Origin of the sequence: Variovorax sp. MSC1_012 (genome assembly GCF_023667525.1) — a bacterium.
Lineage (GTDB): Bacteria > Pseudomonadota > Gammaproteobacteria > Burkholderiales > Burkholderiaceae_C > Variovorax > Variovorax beijingensis_B.
In genome coordinates this window covers 2109113-2125456 of the sequence record NZ_CM174443.1, presented here as the reverse complement: position 1 = coordinate 2125456, position 16344 = coordinate 2109113, and the positions used below count along the sequence as shown (strand labels likewise).

The following is a 16344-nucleotide window of genomic DNA, read 5'->3' as shown; positions in this document are numbered from 1 at the left end:
CGTTCAGCCGGATGTTCCCCAAGGCTGCGCCCGCAGCGTCTCGTGGAACAGCAGGAGCAGCTGGCGCGCAAAGACGTCCATGTTCGACACGCGGTCCGCATCGGCGGTTTCGATCGTCCTGCTCGCCGCAGCCTCTCCGGCGACGGCGACGCACACGTGCCCCGGCGCGTCGCCGTAGGAGCTGCCGGACGGGCCGGCCGCGCCGCTCTCGGCGATTCCCCAGGTGGCGCGGTGGCTGCCCCGGATCCTGCCTGCAATGAAGCTGGCATAGGGTTCGGTTTCCGCGCGCATGCCGGCCATGTCTTCGGCCGTCAGGCCCAACAGCGCTTTTCCGGCCCGGCGTGAATAGACGACCGCCCCGCCGAGGAAAAAAGCCGAGGCACCCGGAATGGCGAGCAGGGCGGCCGACACGAGGCCGCCGGCCGAGGATTCGGCCACCGCCACCGTCTGGCGCCGCTCGCGAAGGATGGTGCCGACACGGTTGGCGAGCACGGAAAGCGGTTCGAGGCCGGCGGCGTCAGACATGGTGACGCCGCCTGGCGTTTTCGAATTCATACTTTCGAACTCCTTGGAAGCAAAAGGGGTGAGCAGGGCGGCGACCGACTTATGCAATATGGTTGCACATGCGGCTGCGCCGTGACAGCTGGTTGCAAGCTCGGCTCAGTGTTTTCCTCAGAGTTCGACGGCTTGAAACTCGCTAGAGTGAAGGCGGCCGTTCAGGCTTTTCGCACACATCAAGGAAAAATTCATGAGCAAGAAAGTTGCATATGTCACCGGGGGCATGGGTGGCATCGGAACAGCCATCTGCCAGCGCCTTCACAAGGACGGCTTCACTGTCGTCGCGGGCTGCGGCCCCACGCGCGACCATGCCAAATGGCTGGCCGAGCAGAAGGCCCTGGGCTTCGAGTTCCATGCCTCGGTCGGCAATGTCGGCGACTGGCAATCCACCGTCGAGGCCTTTTCTGCCGCCAAGGCAGCGCATGGCCCCATCGACGTGCTGGTCAACAATGCCGGCATCACGCGGGACCGCATGTTCCTGAAAATGACGCCCGAGGACTGGAGCGCGGTCATCGAGACCAATCTCAACAGCATGTTCAACGTCACCAAGCAGGTGGTGGGCGACATGGTCGAGAAGGGCTGGGGCCGCATCATCAACATCAGCTCGGTCAACGGCGCCAAGGGCCAGGCGGGGCAGACCAACTACTCGGCGGCCAAGGCCGGCATGCACGGCTTCACGATGGCGCTGGCGCAGGAGCTGGCGAGCAAGGGCGTCACGGTCAACACCGTGAGCCCGGGCTACATCGGCACCGACATGGTCAAGGCCATCCGCCAGGAAGTGCTCGACAAGATCGTGGCCACCATTCCGGTCAAGCGCCTGGGCGAGCCGAGCGAGATCGCTTCCATTATTGCGTGGCTTGCCACGGACGAGGGCGGCTACAGCACGGGCGCCGACTTCTCGGTCAACGGCGGCCTGCACATGCATTGATCACGCTGACGGCAAGCTGATCGAAAAGACCCGCCTCGGCGGGTTTTTTCATGTCTGCGATGTGGCTTCTACGAATGGAAAGCGGCCGATTCGGTTTTACAGTTTCCAACCCTCCGGAGGCAACATGGCAGACACAACAATCACACCCACCAGAAAGCTCCCGCTCTACCGGTCCCTCTACGTGCAGGTGATCACGGCGGTGATCATCGGCGTGCTGCTCGGCCACTTCCATCCTGCGCTCGGCGAGGCCATGAAGCCGCTGGGCGACGGTTTCATCAAGCTCATCAAGATGATCATCGCGCCGATCATCTTCTGCACGGTGGTGGTGGGCATCGCGGGCATGGAGGACATGAAGAAGGTCGGCAAGACCGGCGGCCTGGCGCTCCTGTACTTCGAGATCGTGAGTTCCATCGCGCTGGTGGTGGGCCTTGTGCTGGTCAACCTGCTCAAGCCCGGTGCGGGCATGAACATCGACCCGTCCACGCTCGACACCAAGGCACTCGCGTCCTATACCGGCCCGGGCAAGATGACGGGCACGGTCGACTTCCTGCTCAACGTCATTCCCAGCACGGTGGTGGATGCCTTCGCCAAGGGCGAGATACTGCAGGTGCTGCTGATCGCGGTGCTGTTCGGCTTTGCGCTGCATCGCTTCGGCGGGCGCGGCACGCTGGTGTTCGACGTGATCGAGAAGGGCTCGCACGTGCTCTTCGTGATCGTGGGCTACATCATGAAGCTGGCGCCCATCGGCGCCTTCGGCGCGATGGCCTTCACCATCGGCAAGTACGGGCTGGGCAGCCTGTTCTCTCTCGGCAAGCTGATGGGCACCTTCTATCTGACCTGCCTGCTGTTCATTTTCGTGGTGCTGGGGCTCATTGCGCGCTTCCACGGCTTCAGCATCTGGAAGTTCATCAAGTACATCAAGGAAGAGCTGCTGATCGTGCTGGGCACCTCGTCCTCCGAGTCGGTACTGCCGCGCATGATGGAGAAGATGGAGAACCTGGGCGCCAACAAGGCCTGCGTGGGCCTGGTGATTCCCACCGGCTACTCGTTCAACCTGGACGGCACCTCCATCTACCTGACGATGGCGGCCGTGTTCATTGCGCAGGCAACCAACACGCCGATGACGCTGACCCAGGAGATCACGCTGCTGGCCGTGCTGCTGCTTACTTCGAAGGGTGCGGCGGGCGTCACGGGCAGCGGCTTCATCGTGCTGGCCGCCACGCTGTCTGCCGTCGGCCACGTGCCGGTGGCGGGCCTGGCGCTGATCCTGGGCATCGACCGCTTCATGTCCGAGGCGCGTGCGCTGACCAACCTGATCGGCAACGGCGTGGCCACCATCGTGGTGGCCAAGTGGACCAACGAGCTCGACACCGAGCGGCTGCGGGCCGGGCTCGACAACGAGAACTGGGTGGAGTCGCAGGAGCCCGAAGTGCTCGAAGCTGCGCGCATCAGCAAGATGGCCGATTGATGATGCCCGTGTGAAACCGGAGGGGCGCATCGTTCCTGCAAAATGGAGCAATGCCCCACAGCGTTTCCCTCATCAACACGATTGCAGCCGGCCTGGGGCTGGCGCTCGTGCTGGGTTTCCTGGCGCTGCGGCTGCGGCTGCCGGCGCTGGTGGGCTACCTGCTCGCGGGCGTGATCATCGGTCCCTTCACGCCGGGCTTCGTGGCCGATGCAGGCATTGCGGCGCAGCTGGCCGAGATCGGCGTGATGCTGCTGATGTTCGGCGTGGGCCTGCATTTTTCCCTCGACGATCTGCTGGCGGTGCGCAAGATCGCGCTGCCGGGTGCGCTCGCCCAGATCGCGGTGGCCACGCTGCTGGGCGGTGCGCTGGCGCTCTGGTGGGGCTGGTCATGGGGCGAGGCGCTGGTCTTCGGGCTGGCGCTGTCGGTGGCAAGCACGGTCGTGCTGCTGCGCGCGCTCGAGAGCCTGGGCATTCTCGATTCGTTCACCGGGCGCATCGCGGTCGGCTGGCTGGTGGTCGAGGACCTGGCCATGGTGCTGGTCCTGGTGCTGATGCCGCCGCTCGCGGGGGCCCTGGGCGGCCGGGCGGGCGATTCGGCCAACGTCGATCCGCTGTGGCAGACGCTCGGCGTCACGCTGCTGCAGGTGGGCGGGTTCGTGGCGCTGATGCTGGTGGTAGGGCGGCGCGCGTTTCCGTGGATTCTCTGGCAGGTCACGCGCACCGGCTCGCGCGAGCTGTTCACGCTGTGCGTGATCGCGGCCGCAGTCAGCATCGCCTTTGCGTCGGCGGCGCTGTTCGGCGTGTCGTTCGCGCTCGGCGCTTTCTTCGCGGGCATGGTGATGCGCGAATCGGAATTCAGCCACCGCGCGGCGCAGGAGTCGCTGCCGCTGCGCGATGCCTTCGCGGTGCTGTTCTTCGTGTCGGTGGGCATGCTCTTCGATCCCTCGGTGCTCATCGAGCGGCCGCTGCAGGTGCTGGCGGTGGTGGGCGTGATCGTGCTGGGCAAGTCGCTGGCCGCCTGCGCGCTGGTGCTGGCGTTCCGCTATCCGCTGGGCACGGCACTCACGGTAAGCGCGAGCCTCGCGCAGATCGGGGAGTTCTCGTTCATTCTTGCGGGGCTCGGCGTCTCGCTCGGCCTGCTGCCGGTGGAAGGCCAGAGCCTGATCCTGGCCGGTGCGCTGATTTCCATTGCCACCAATCCGCTGTGGTTCAGCCTGGTCGCTCCGGTGGAGAAATGGCTGCATGGCCGTTTTCCCCTGGCGCGCGGCCTCGAGTCGCACGACCATCCGCTGGCCGAACTGCCAACGACCACCGAAGCCCGGTACCTGTCCAGGCAGGTGGTGCTCGTGGGCTACGGCCGCGTCGGGCGCCGCATCGCATCGGAACTGGAGGCGCACGACATTCCCTATGTGGTGGCGGAGCAGAACCGCGAACTGGTCGAGAAGCTGCGCGAGGCCGGTGTTGCGGCCGTCTGGGGCGACGCGGCCGATCCGGCCGTGCTGATCCAGGCGCACATCGCGCGTGCCCGCGTGCTGGTGGTGGCCATACCGGATGCCATGAACGTGCGTCAGATGATGGAGACCGCCCGCACCCTCAATCCGGCCATCGAAACCGTGATCCGCAGCCACAACGAAGAGGAGGCCGGGCTGCTGACGCGCGAAATGGCCGCCACGGTCTTCCTGGGCGAACAGGAACTCGCGCAGGCCATGGCCCGCGACGTGGTGCGGCGCGCAGCGGCGGCCGCCTGAGCCGGCTTCGGCGGGAGAGAGAGAAGAGAGAGAGAGAAATCTCAGAGGTCTTCGATGACCAGCGTGCGATAGCGCTGCGCGATCGAATAGGGCACGGTGCGCACCACCTCCATCAGGCGGTTGGCTTCTTCCTCGTTCTTGGTCCTCACCAGGAGGCCGGTATGGCCTTCGCGCGCGAGCTTGGTGTAGGCGCGCACGGTGGCCGCGTCGGTGCCGGCCGAAGGCAGCGGATCGTCGGCCTCCTTCACGGTGGGCGTGATCTCCGACAGCACGGTTTCAGCGGGAAGCAGATAGATCTCGTCGCCGCTCACGCCTTTCTCGATCAGCTTGTGGCCGATGCGGTTGGCGTCTTCCGTGTTCGGGAACATCACCATCGAATAGCCTGTGGGGTAGAAAGCGCCGCCGATGCTCGAGCGCATGCGGGGCTCCAGAACGAAATTCTTCATGATGCTGCCTCCTGGATGATGCAGTTCTTTGCCCACCACACTAGGCCCGCGGCCGCCCGCCTGCTGTAGGCCTGCTCCCCGAAATTCCGCAGGCTGGGCGCGCCAGCCGCCCCATGCCGGTGCCGTCGGCACGGCCTGCTCCTGTACACTGGCGGCTTCATGCCGTGCCAATCCTTCCCCTCCACCGTCTGCGCGGCCACCCTGGCCCGCATGATGCCGCCTGCCTTCGCGCGGGCGGAGGGGTCATTGGTTGCACGAATGATTACCACCATTACCACCGCGGCCACCTGAGCACGCGCAGGTGGCCGTTTCGGCAGCCACCTGGTGTATCGCTCTTCTTCTCCGAATGAATGAAACCCAGCTCTGGCAGCTGGGTTTCTTGTTTTTCATCCGGAGATGTCCATGTACCGCGATCCCGTCCAGTCCCTCGAACCCCTGCCCAGCCTTCCTGCGGCCATTCGCGCGTTGCGCGTGGGCATGATCGGCATCGGCACCGTCGGCTCGGGCACGTTCCGGGTGCTGGCGCGCAACCAGACCGAGATCGCGGGCCGGGCGGGCCGGCCGATCGAGCTGGTGATGGTGGCCGCGCGCAACCTGGTGCGCGCCGCCGCCATCGTGGGCGCGGATGTTCCCTTGACGGACGACCCGCTGCGCGTGGCCACCCACCCCGACGTCGACGTGGTGGTCGAAGTGGCCGGCGGCACCGGACCGGCGCGCGAATGGGTGCTGGCCGCCATCGCGCACGGCAAGCATGTGGTCACGGCCAACAAGGCCTTGCTCGCGGTGCATGGCGCCGAGATCTTTGCCGCGGCCCGGCAGCATGGCGTGGCGGTGGCCTACGAGGGCGCGGTGGCGGTGAGCATTCCCATCGTCAAGGCGCTGCGCGAGGGGCTCGCGGCGAACCGCATCGAATGGGTGGCGGGCATCATCAACGGCACCACCAACTTCATCCTGAGCAAGATGCGCGATGAAGGCCTGGACTTCGAGTCCGCGCTCGCGCAGGCCCAGGCGCTCGGCTATGCCGAAGCCGATCCGGCCTTCGACATCGAAGGCATCGACGCCGCGCACAAGCTCACGCTGCTGGCCGCCAATGCGTTTGGCACCCAGGTGCGCCTGGCCGACGTGCACGTGCAAGGTATCACGGCGCTCGAGCGGGTGGACGTGGCCTGCGCCGAGCAGCTGGGCTACCGCATCAAGCTGCTGGGCGTCGCGCGGCGCCGGGAAGAGGGCGTGGAGCTGCGCGTGCAGCCCACGCTGGTGCCTGCGTCGCACCTGATGGCGCATGTGAGCGGGTCGATGAATGCCGTCATGGTCAAGGGCGATGCGGCCGGCGTGACGATGTACTACGGCGCGGGCGCCGGCTCCGAAGAGACCGCATCGGCGGTGATTGCCGACCTGGTCGATGTGGCGCGGCTCGACGGCATCCATGCCGCGCAGCGGGTGCCGCATCTCGGGTTTCATGCGCATGCGATGAGCGAACTGCCGGTGCTGCCCCGCGCCGCCGCGTGCGGCGCGTATTACCTGCGCATACCCGTGCATGCCGCCAGCCAGATCGAGGCGGTGTCGGGCTGGCTGGCCGGGCAGCAGGTGCCGGTGCGGCGGGTGGCTCTGGCGGCCGCGCAGCCCGGCATGGGCGCGCAGGTGCTGGTGCTGACGCGGCCGGTGCGGCAGGGCGCGATGGACCTGGCGCTGCATGCGTTGCAGGCGCATCCCTCGGTCGCAGGAAAGGTCACGGCGCTGCGGGTGGAGGAACTGGCGTGAGCGCCGTCTTCACATTGGCGCCAGCCGCGCCTTCTTCATCATGGTTTCGGTCAATGCCATTTCCTGCGTGAACAGCCTCAGGTATTCCTCGGAGCTCGAAAGACTGACGCTTGCTCCCGAGGCTTCGACGGCCGTGCGCACGGCCGGCTGCGCCATGGCGCTTTCGAAGGCGGCCCGGATCCTGGCGACGACGGGCGCGGGTGTGCCGGCCGGCACGGAAACGCCGCCCCAGGAGGTGAGCGACACGCCGGGCACGCCCCCTTCGGCCAGCGTCGGCACCTCCGGCAGGGCGGCGTTGCGCTGGCTGCCGACGACTGCCAGCGCCTTGAGCCGGCCGGCCTGCACGTGCGGAAACGCCACGCCGAAGATGGGCGTTGCAAAGGCAACCTGCCTACCGAGAACGGCATTGACCAGTTCCGAGGCGCCTTTGTAGGGCACGTGCGTGGCCTGCACGCCGGCCGCGCTCAGGAACAGTTCCACGCCCAGGTGAGAGGGCGTGCCCACGCCGCCGGATGCGTAGTCGAGCTGGCCGGGATTTGCGCGTGCCCGTTCGACCAGTTCGCGCACCGAGCCGATCCCCGATGACGGATGAACGATCAGGAGAATGTCCGAGGTTGTCAGCCGCATGATGTGCCGGAAATCCTTGATCGCGTCGTAGCCCGGTACGGCGTACATGCGCATGTTGGCCGCCATCGGCGCGGCCGAATAGATCCAGGTATAGCCGTCGGCCGGCGCGCGCGCCACCAGCCTGGCGCCGATGTTGCCCGCCGCGCCGCCGCGGTTCTCGATCACCACCGGCTGTCCCAGCAAGGGGCCCAGGGCCTCGGCCAGCGTGCGCGCGGTGGTGTCGGGCCCGGTGCCCGCGAGGTAGGGCAGGACCCATTTGATCGGCCGGCTGGGCCAGTGGCCGTCTGCCGCCAGCGAAGGCAAGGCGGCGGGCCACAGCGATGCGGCCAGCGCCTTGCAGAGCTGGCGCCGGGTGGGCATGCATTCTCGATTCATTGCGTCTGTCTCCTGATTTGTCTTTGTCTGTCTTTCTGCCGAACCGCGGCGAAAACCTAAGGCCCGGAATCGCCGAGCAGTTCGCGCGCGATGGTGTTGCGCTGGATCTCGCTGGTCCCGGTCAGCACCCGGTACATGCGCAGCATGCGGAACAGGAACTCCACGCGGCGGCCCTGCACGATGCCTTCGCCGCCGTGGATCTGCACGGCAGAGTCCGCGATGCGGAAGGCCGCTTCGGAGCAGAACAGCTTGGCCATCGAGGCTTCGGCGCGCGCTTCGCCGCCGGCGTCGAGCTGGCGTGCGGTCGCGATCATCAGGCCGCGCGCGGCCGCGAGTTCGGTCGCCATGTTGGCCAGCATGTGCTGGATCGCCTGGAACTGCGCAATCGCGCGGCCGAATTGCCGGCGGCCCTTTGCGTAGGCGACGGCGTCGTCCAGCGCCACCCGCGCGAGGCCCACCATGGCGGGGCAATGCAGAAGCCGGTTCACCGTGATGCGTCCGAGCGCCAGCGCCAGTCCGCGCCCGCGTTCGCCGATCATGTTGCGCGTGGGAATGCGGCACGCCTCCAGCACGATGTCGCCCGTGTGCGACTGCCCCGCCATGGTCTTGTAGCCCGACTCCACGCGCGCGCCCGGCTGGCCCAGGTCGACGAAGAAGGCGGAGACTTCGCGCTGCCCCGGCTCGTCGGCCGTCGAGGCCATGACCAGTGCGAAGTCGGCGAACGGCGAGCCGGAAATGAAGCGCTTGCGGCCGGTGAGCACATAGTGGTCGCCCTGCAGCTCGGCCCGCGTCTGCACCGCGCCGGCATCCGACCCCGCCTCGGCCTCCGTCAGGGCAAAGCAGATGGCCTTGTCGGCACGGGCCACCGGCACGATGAACTGCTCGAGCTGGTAGGGCGTTGCCTGCCGCGCGAGCGCGCCCACCCGCGGCGGGCCGCTCAGCTCGCCGAAGACATGCGGCGCGAGCGGCGAGCCGCTGGCGTAGATGAACTCCTTGATCAGCACGTGATCGAGCACCGAAAGGCCCATGCCGCCCATGGCCTTGGGCAGCGTGATGCCGTAGAAGCCGAGCTCGTTCGAGCGGCGCCAGACGCGCCGCAGCGTTTCGCGGTCGGCGCTGCGTTCATGGTCGAGGCCATGCTCGGCGACGATGGCGGCAAGCTCGCCGTGGAGGAAATCGCCGATGCGGGCGATGAGTTCCGCCGCCTGCGCGGAACCTTCGAAGGGCACGGTGGATGGGGGCGAGGTGTTCATGCGTGCAGCTCCTCAGTTCACGCGCCGGGCGCGGTCGGACCAGTACGGCGCCTGGATGGCCTTGCGCGCCACCTTGCCGTTGGCGTTCTTCGGCAGTGCGGCAACGAACTCGATCATGCGGGGCCGCTTGAAGCCGCCGAGCCGCTCGGCGCAGAACGCGTCGAGCGCCGCGGCATCGGCCGACTGCCCGGCCTTGAGCACGATGTGCGCGGCCACCGCTTCGCCCCACTTGTCGTCGGGCACCGCGAACACGCAGGCGTCGGCGACGGCAGGGTGCTGGTAGAGCACGGCCTCCACCTCCGAGGGGTAGACGTTGAATCCGCCGGTGATCACCATGTCCTTCTTGCGGTCGACGATGTAGATGTAGCCCTCGTCGTCGGCGCGCGCCAGGTCGCCCGTGTGGTAGCCGCCGTTCTTCAGCACCTCGGCCGTCAGCTCGGGCGCGCGCCAGTAGCCCGCGAACACGTCGGGTCCGCTGACCACGATCTCGCCGATCTCGCCGACTGCCACGGGCTGGCCCTCGTCATCGACGATCTCGACCTGCGATTCCAGGAACGGGCGCCCGCACGAAGCCAGGCGCTCGGGCCGGGCGGCGCGCGCGAACAGGTGGTCTTCCACCGAGAGGCCGCAGACGCCCGATGTGGTCTCGCCGGCGCCGTAGCCCTGGGAGAGGATCGGCCCGAACACATCCATTGCCTGCAGGATGCGCGCGGGCGCCATCGGCGCCGCGCCGTAGCTGAGCCGCCGCAGGTCGGGCAGGGGCAGATATTTTCCTCCGAGCTCGGCAAGCAGCATGTTGATCATCGTCGGCACCATGAAGGTATGTGCGACGCGGTCAGCGCGCATTTCCGCGAGGAAGCGGCCGGGCTCGAAACCGTCGAACAGCCGGATGGTGGCGCCGCTGCACAGCGCCGGCACGAGCTGCATGCCCGACGCGTGCGTGATCGGGCCCACCAGGCCCAGCAGCTCGCCGGGGCGCATGCCGTCCGCGCGCATGAGGAACTTGCGCAGCTGCGCGAGCCGGTTGCCGAAGGTCTGCATCGCCGCCTTCAGTACGCCACTCGAGCCCGAGGTGTAGTGCAGCACCGCCAGTTCGTCCGAGTGCACGCGGGCGACCTCGAACGATGCGCTCGCGGCGGCCAGTGCGCCTTCGTAGCTCGGCGTGCTGCCCTCGGGCTGGTCGACCAGCAGCAGCCGGGGCGCGGCGGTCTTCAGCAGCGGAAGAAAAGCCTCGGCGCGGGCGGAGGTTGTCACGATCAAACTTGCTTCGCTGTTGGCGATGACTTCGGCCACCTCCACCGGCGACAGCCGCGAATTGATGGGTGCCTTCACCAGCGCAGCCTTGTAGCAGGCCAGCTCGACCTCCACCACCTCGATGCAGTTGGGCAGGCACACGCCGACGCGCGCCCCGCGCGCCAGGCCCTGCGCATGCAAGGCGTTGGCCAGCCGGCTGGCGCGCTGGTCGAGGGCTTCGTAGGTGATGGACCGGGTCGGGCTCTTGATCGCGACCTGTCTGGAGAATGCGCGGGAAGCGCGTGAGACGAGGGCGCCGACGTTGGCGACCTCGAAGGATGCGGAATTCGACAAAGGGCTATCTCCTGTGCGCCACGTCTCTGTTTGCGCGTGGACTGGCGCCACTATCGCGGCGCCGGGGCACAAGGAGGAAATACCGTTTACTGATGCAAAGGCATCAATCTTTTTGATGGCCGCCCAGCAGTTCGGCATCCCAGCGGCCTTCATCGACCATGCGTGCGATTTCTTCCCGCAGAACCTCGGCCACCGCCTGCACCACGGCATCGGCGGGCCGGCTGGCTTGGGTGGCCAGCGTGTAGCTGCGAAGCAGCTCAGGCTGCGTGACGCGCGCGCACACCCAATCCTTCTTGCCCAGGGCCGAATCGTCGAGCGCGCATGCCGGCGTGAACGTGAAGCCCGCACCGGCCTGGTACAGGGAGCGGATCACACGCGCCGAATCGTGCTCGTAGGCAATGTTCAGCTCGATGTCCAGGCCCGCGGCCGTCTCTTCGACCGCCTGCCGGATGCTGAAGCGCCGGGACTGCAGCACGAGCGGCAGCTGTGCGGCCTGTGCGAAACGGATCTGCGCCGCGCCGCGACGGGCCGCTGCAGACGGGCGGCGCTTTGGCTCCAGCATGGGCGCGGCCATGCCGTCCGCGTCGAAGCCGCAAAGAAAGATCGACTCTCGCGCCAGCGGCTCGCACAGGACGCCTTCGAGCGCCTGCGTGTCCACCAGGATGCCCACGTCCGCGCGGCGGTCGAGCATGGCTTTCTTCACCATCAGGCTCAGGTCGTCCAGCACGAAGACACGCACGCGCGGATGCCGCTCTTTCACGCGCATCAGCACGGCGCCCATCAGCAGCGATGAAAGCAGCGTGGGAACGGCGATGGTGACCGAGCCTTCGAGGCCCTCCGGCGCGCGCTGGAAACGTTCCCGCAGCGCCGCGGCGTCCGAGAGCAGCCGGCGCGCGTCGTGATAAAGCTGCATCCCGGCTGCGGTGGGCGTGACGCCGGCGTGCGAGCGCTCGAAGAGCTGGGCGCCGAGTTCGCCTTCGAGCTTCTTGATCTGGGCTGTCAGGGCAGGCTGGGCCACGTACAGCGAGCTTGCTGCGCGTGAAAGGCTGCCGGCTTCCAGCACGGCGATGAAGTAGCGAAGGGCGCGAAGGTCCACGGGCTCGGTGTGCGTTGTCGAAGGGGAAAAGAGGCGCTGCGGTCGAGGCAGTACGAAGGCCCTATTGTCGGCACGAAACGGTGGCTTGCCTTGGCGCGCCAGGGTCGGGCAAGCTGAGACAGAATGAGGCACGGCGGACACTGGCTCCGCCAACGAAACGGGAGTCGCAATGGAGTTCGATCGGCACGGTGGCCCTCAAGACCACGACGGGAGCCGCGTGTGAAACGCTGCGTCCTCTCCGTTGTGCTGGCCCTGGCGATGCCAGCCTTCGCCCAATCCACGCAGTCCGCGCAACCCGAGGAACCGGCGCAGGGCGCGTCTTGCCAGGCGGAAGAAGCCACGCTGGAGCGCGACATCGACCTTGCGCGCTCCAGGGGGCAGATGCTGCGCCGGCGGCAACTCGCCGAGACACTGGCTGCGCTGCGCACGCGCTGCCGGGGGGCTGAACCCGCTCAGAGCCGCGCGGCGCGCATCGACAAGCTGGAGCACGACATCCGGGCGCTGCGGTCTGACCTCGAGCATGCCGAGGAGCAGTTGCGCGAGCTGAAGAACGAGCGGCCCTGACGGCCCGCCGCCCTCAGAGCCTGGGCAGCTGCATGCGCAGGCGCCGCGCCGCTTCCTCTTCGCGCGCATCGTCCACCTCGCGCAGCACGTTGCCCAGGTCGACGGGGCCGGTGTCGCGCGCATGCGTGCCGGTCAGCACCGATTCGACGCGCAGCAGGCCGCGCTCGTACAGGTGCCAGATCTCGTCGCCGTAGTGCGTGCCCAGCAGCTCCGGCGCGAACTGGCCGAAGAAGTTGCGCAGGTTCTCCACGTCGCGCAGCAGCATGCGCTTTGCATGGTTGTTGCCCGCCGCATCCACCGCCTGCGGCAGGTCGATCACCACCGGACCGTCGGCCGCCAGCAGCACGTTGAATTCCGACAGGTCGCCGTGTACCACGCCCGCGCACAGCATGCGCACTACTTCCTTCAGCAGGCTGGCGTGGTGCTGCACGGCTTCGTCGCGCGTGAACGCCACGTCGTTCAGGCGCGGGGCCGCATCGCCATTGGCATCGGTCACCAGCTCCATCAGCAGCACGCCTTCGAGGAAGTTGTAGGGAACGGGCACGCGCACGCCTGCTGCCGCGAGGCGGTAGAGCGCATCGACCTCGGCGCTTTGCCAGATGGCCTCGGTCACCTGGCGGCCGAAGCGCGTGCCCTTGGCCATGGCGCGCGTCTCGCGCGAGTTGCGCACGCGGCGGTTCTCGGTGTAGTCGACGGCCTGGCGGAAGCTGCGCTTGTCGGCTTCCTTGTAGACCTTGGCGCAGCGTGTCTCGTCGCCGCAGCGCACCACGTAGACCATGGCTTCCTTGCCGCTCATCAGCTGGCGTACCACCGTGTCGATCAGGCCTTCGTCGACCAGCGACTGCAGTCGTGGTGGTGCTTTCATTGGTACCGCTCCATCGGGTCCAGCGGGCGGGTCGAGAGGAAGGCCCTCAGGCTTTCCGGGCCGATCTGGTAGACCGCATCATGCCTGTGTGGCGCAAAGCCCAGCCGGTGATTGATGGAGAGCATCGGCGCGTTGACCTCGGCGTTGCTGGTGATGACGGTGGTGACCTCGGGGTGGCGCTCGCGCACCAGCGCCAGCATGGCGGCCTTCACGCCTTTGGCCAGGCCCTTGCCGCGCCAGCGCGGTGCTACGGCGGTCAACTGCTGGTACATGCGGTCTGGAAAGCGCTGGTCCCAGCTGGCGTCGCACATGGCGGCCACGTCGTCGCCGTCGAGCAAAAGCACCAGGAAGTGCTCGCCGCCGCGCTGCGACATGTCGGCGTACCAGGTGCGGTAGTTCTCGAGTTCGTAGCGCATGCGCGGCATGTCCAGCGCGTTGGTGGGCGCATCGTTGATGAGCGCGGAGAAGGGCGCGATCAGCCTCGCCAGGCGATCGAAGGGCACGCGGCCGGCGTGGATTTCCGCGCGCAAGCCCCCGCCGGAGGCGAATGCCCGGGCTTGCCAGCGGTCGAGTTCGTCCCACGGCAGCGTATCGAAGGCCACCCGGTTCTCGACGGCGCGGTGCTTTTCGATCGCGCCGATGGCCGAGAGAAACGCATGCCCTTCGGGCAGATGGGCCTTGATGCTGGCCGTGGTCTTGCCGCGTTCTTCCATGACGCCGAGCAATGCGTGCAGCAGTGCGCTGGCCACGCCGCGCCGCCGGTGCGGACGCAGCACGCCGCCCCAGGCGTCGAGATAAGGCGCAAAGGCGGCATGGTCTGGCGAGCCTTCGCGGCGAAAGCTCAGCGTGAGGCTGCCGATGAATTCGCCATCGCAGCTCGCGAGGACCCGATGGAAGGCCTGCAGCGGCAGGTGTTCCCGCAGCGCGCGCTCGGTGTCGGCGTTGGGGATGCGGCGCTCGCCGGGGTGGTCTTCCTCGGTGCGAAGCTGCCAATAGCGATGGAACTTCTCCCAGCTTTCGGCGGACGCCTCATGGGGATCGAAAACGGAAATCGAAAACGGCCGCGGATGCGCGGCACGGGTTTCAAGCATGGTGAGCCTTGAGGATTCTGAAAACGAGCAGATCGCGGCCGGCAACTGCATGCCGACGGCGGCGTTTGAATCTCGGGCGGTTTGTCTTTTGCGGCCAGGAAGCGCCGCAAGGGTCGAGTTGGCAGTGTCAGCAACTCGTCGAAGAACCGACAAACCGTCCGGAAGTGGGGCAATGAATAGCTGTGTCTTCCATCGCGTACCTCCGATCCGGGTTGTTTGTCGAGGCGTCGAATGTAGCGGCCTTGCCGCGCCCTGTGAAGTGCCGTGTGGCATGTGCGCACCTGCGCAAGCCGGCCGCTAGCAGCTTTCGCACATCGATTCAAAGAGCGGCCGGCTGTTTCCACGTCGCGATTGCCGGGATTCCCTTTCCCAATGGTTTGTACCTGGATGCCGTCGCAGAATTGATTTCACGGACCAGCCCAAAAAGCAAAAACGGTTCGAAGCCTCCCTCCATCCATTCATTGAATCGAAGGACATCCGAATGACCCTCTCAAGCTCCAAGCACCTCTGCGCCATCGCACTGGCCCTCGCGGCCGCCGCCGGTGCCGCCCATGCCGAAACCTATGAAGGCGTCCATCCCCCGACCTCCGCCGAGAGCCGCGCCAATGTGGCCGCCGGGGCCGTGGTGGCCGCGCACACGGCCGATCCCTATGCCACGGGTGCGGATGCCGGCCCGATCTATCCGCCGGTCGCCATGAACAGCCGCGATGCGGTGCGCGCCGAAGCGGTGGCCGCTGCGCGCGCGCCGGACCCGTATGCCGAAGGCGCTTCGTCGGGCGCCGCGCCGGTCGTCGCCGGTGCGGTGGATCGCGCGACGGTGCGCGCCGAAGCCTATGCTGCCGCACGCGGCAATGCGCTGCCGCTGTAGTTGCAAGCCACCCGTCCGCAAGAATGCGGGTACGAGAAAGAAGGCCGGACCTGCGAAAGCGGGCCCGGTTTTTTTGCGCCGATGTAAGGTTGCGGGCCCAAGCAGAGATCGAACATGAACAAGAAGAGCAGGCTCGCCGCATTCCTCCTCGCCTGCGCATCGGCGGTGGCCGCCTCCGCCCAGGAGTGGCCGACGAAGGCCGTGCGCATGATCGTTCCCGCGCCCGCCGGCAGTTCGCTGGACCTGATCGCGCGCACGTTGGCCGACCGGCTGCGTCCCATGTGGAAGCAGCCCATCGTCATCGAGACGAAGGCCGGCGCGGGCGGCCTGATCGGCATGGACGCCGTGGCCAAGGCGCCGAACGATGGCCACACGCTGGGCATCGGCTTCAACGGGCCGATCGCCTTCGGCCCCTACATGTACAGCCGCATGCCGTATGCGCCCGCGCGCGACCTGATGCCGATCGTGCTCACCACCTCGCAGCCCAACGTGCTGGCCGTGCAGGCCGCCAACCCTGCAAATACCCTGCCGGAATTCGTGGCGTGGGCCAGGAAGCAGGGCCACCCGTTCAGCTATGCGTCGGTGGGCGCGGGGAGTTCCTCGCATCTGACGATGGAGCTGTTTCGCAGCGTTGCCGGCATCGAGGCGGTGCACGTGCCCTATGCCGGATCGCCGCCGGCGGGCCTCTCGGTGGCAGCCGGCGACACGCAGGCGCTGTTCACCGTGGCGCCTGCGCTGCTGCCGCTCATCCAGGGCAAGCGCATCAAGTTGCTCGCGGTCACGAGCGCAAAGCGCTCCGAACTCATGAAAGACTTGCCCACCGTCGCGGAGTCAGGCTATCCGGGTTTCGAATCGCTCGCCTGGAACGGCCTGTTCACTGCGAGCGGCACGCCGCCCGATGTCGTTCGCCGCATCAATGCCGATGTGAACACGGTGCTGCAGGAGCCTGCCGTGCGCGAACTGCTGGCCAACCAGGGCCTGGTGGCGGGCGGCGGCTCCGCCGAGGAGTTCGGCTCGTTCATCGACAGCGAGGGCCGCAAGTGGGGCGCGATCATCGCCAGGCGCGGCATCCGGCTCGACCAGTGAGATTTCTCGAACGATCTGAAATT

15 protein-coding genes are annotated in these 16344 nt (G+C 67.3%); 7 read left to right on the top strand and 8 right to left on the bottom strand.

From position 1 onward, the window contains the following. Positions 1 to 3 precede the first annotated feature (3 nt). Positions 4 to 525 (bottom strand): nicotinamide-nucleotide amidohydrolase family protein, encoded by a 522-nt coding sequence (locus L1081_RS10070; RefSeq protein ID WP_489416281.1) that lies wholly within the window; start codon positions 523 to 525, stop codon positions 4 to 6. Positions 526 to 748: 223 nt separating this feature from the next. Here L1081_RS10070 and L1081_RS10065 point away from each other — a divergent pair, with 223 nt between their 5' ends. From L1081_RS10065 to L1081_RS10055, 3 genes are all read left to right on the top strand, one after another. Continuing rightward, positions 749 to 1486: an acetoacetyl-CoA reductase gene (locus L1081_RS10065; protein WP_012747162.1), complete on the top strand. Its 738-nt coding sequence runs from the start codon at positions 749 to 751 to the stop codon at positions 1484 to 1486. Positions 1487 to 1610: 124 nt separating this feature from the next. After that, entirely contained in the window at positions 1611 to 2954 is a 1344-nt protein-coding gene (locus tag L1081_RS10060) for a C4-dicarboxylate transporter DctA (protein ID WP_489416280.1), read from the top strand. Between the two features lie 50 nt (positions 2955 to 3004). Further along, a complete protein-coding gene (locus tag L1081_RS10055) occupies positions 3005 to 4702 on the top strand; it encodes a cation:proton antiporter domain-containing protein (RefSeq protein WP_489416279.1) in 1698 nt (565 codons plus the stop codon). Positions 4703 to 4743: 41 nt separating this feature from the next. Here L1081_RS10055 and L1081_RS10050 read toward each other — a convergent pair whose 3' ends face one another. Next, positions 4744 to 5148: a hypothetical protein gene (locus L1081_RS10050; protein ID WP_489416278.1), complete on the bottom strand. Its 405-nt coding sequence runs from the start codon at positions 5146 to 5148 to the stop codon at positions 4744 to 4746. 402 nt (positions 5149 to 5550) lie between these two features. Between L1081_RS10050 and L1081_RS10045 the strand changes: the two genes are divergently transcribed. After that, positions 5551 to 6909 carry a homoserine dehydrogenase gene (locus tag L1081_RS10045; protein ID WP_489416277.1) on the top strand — a complete coding sequence of 453 codons (1359 nt, stop codon included), beginning with the start codon at positions 5551 to 5553 and terminating at the stop codon, positions 6907 to 6909. 9 nt (positions 6910 to 6918) lie between these two features. Here L1081_RS10045 and L1081_RS10040 read toward each other — a convergent pair whose 3' ends face one another. From L1081_RS10040 to L1081_RS10025, 4 genes are all read right to left on the bottom strand, one after another. Next, on the bottom strand, positions 6919 to 7911 hold the full coding sequence (locus L1081_RS10040) for a tripartite tricarboxylate transporter substrate-binding protein (RefSeq protein WP_489416276.1): 993 nt from the start codon (positions 7909 to 7911) through the stop codon (positions 6919 to 6921). A gap of 56 nt (positions 7912 to 7967) precedes the next feature. Further along, positions 7968 to 9164, bottom strand: a complete 1197-nt coding sequence (locus tag L1081_RS10035) for an acyl-CoA dehydrogenase family protein (protein WP_489416275.1) — start codon at positions 9162 to 9164, stop codon at positions 7968 to 7970. 12 nt (positions 9165 to 9176) lie between these two features. Then, complete coding sequence (locus L1081_RS10030; protein ID WP_489416274.1) at positions 9177 to 10751, bottom strand: AMP-binding protein; 1575 nt, start codon at positions 10749 to 10751, stop codon at positions 9177 to 9179. A 103-nt stretch (positions 10752 to 10854) separates the two neighbouring features. Next, on the bottom strand, positions 10855 to 11847 hold the full coding sequence (locus tag L1081_RS10025) for a LysR substrate-binding domain-containing protein (RefSeq protein ID WP_489416273.1): 993 nt from the start codon (positions 11845 to 11847) through the stop codon (positions 10855 to 10857). A gap of 219 nt (positions 11848 to 12066) precedes the next feature. On the opposite strand from L1081_RS10025, the gene L1081_RS10020 reads away from it, so the two are divergent. After that, positions 12067 to 12411: a DUF1090 family protein gene (locus L1081_RS10020; RefSeq protein ID WP_489416272.1), complete on the top strand. Its 345-nt coding sequence runs from the start codon at positions 12067 to 12069 to the stop codon at positions 12409 to 12411. 13 nt (positions 12412 to 12424) lie between these two features. On the opposite strand, the gene L1081_RS10015 is transcribed toward L1081_RS10020, so the two are convergent. Both L1081_RS10015 and L1081_RS10010 read right to left on the bottom strand, forming a co-directional pair. Then, positions 12425 to 13276 (bottom strand): PA4780 family RIO1-like protein kinase, encoded by an 852-nt coding sequence (locus L1081_RS10015; RefSeq protein ID WP_489416271.1) that lies wholly within the window; start codon positions 13274 to 13276, stop codon positions 12425 to 12427. Then, entirely contained in the window at positions 13273 to 14367 is a 1095-nt protein-coding gene (locus tag L1081_RS10010; RefSeq protein ID WP_489416270.1) for a GNAT family N-acetyltransferase, read from the bottom strand. The genes L1081_RS10015 and L1081_RS10010 overlap by 4 nt, the downstream gene beginning before the upstream one ends. 481 nt (positions 14368 to 14848) lie before the next feature. Between L1081_RS10010 and L1081_RS10005 the strand changes: the two genes are divergently transcribed. Both L1081_RS10005 and L1081_RS10000 read left to right on the top strand, forming a co-directional pair. Beyond that, positions 14849 to 15235 (top strand): helicase SNF2, encoded by a 387-nt coding sequence (locus L1081_RS10005; RefSeq protein ID WP_489416269.1) that lies wholly within the window; start codon positions 14849 to 14851, stop codon positions 15233 to 15235. Positions 15236 to 15349: 114 nt separating this feature from the next. Then, positions 15350 to 16321 carry a tripartite tricarboxylate transporter substrate-binding protein gene (locus L1081_RS10000; RefSeq protein WP_489416268.1) on the top strand — a complete coding sequence of 324 codons (972 nt, stop codon included), beginning with the start codon at positions 15350 to 15352 and terminating at the stop codon, positions 16319 to 16321. Positions 16322 to 16344 lie beyond the last annotated feature (23 nt).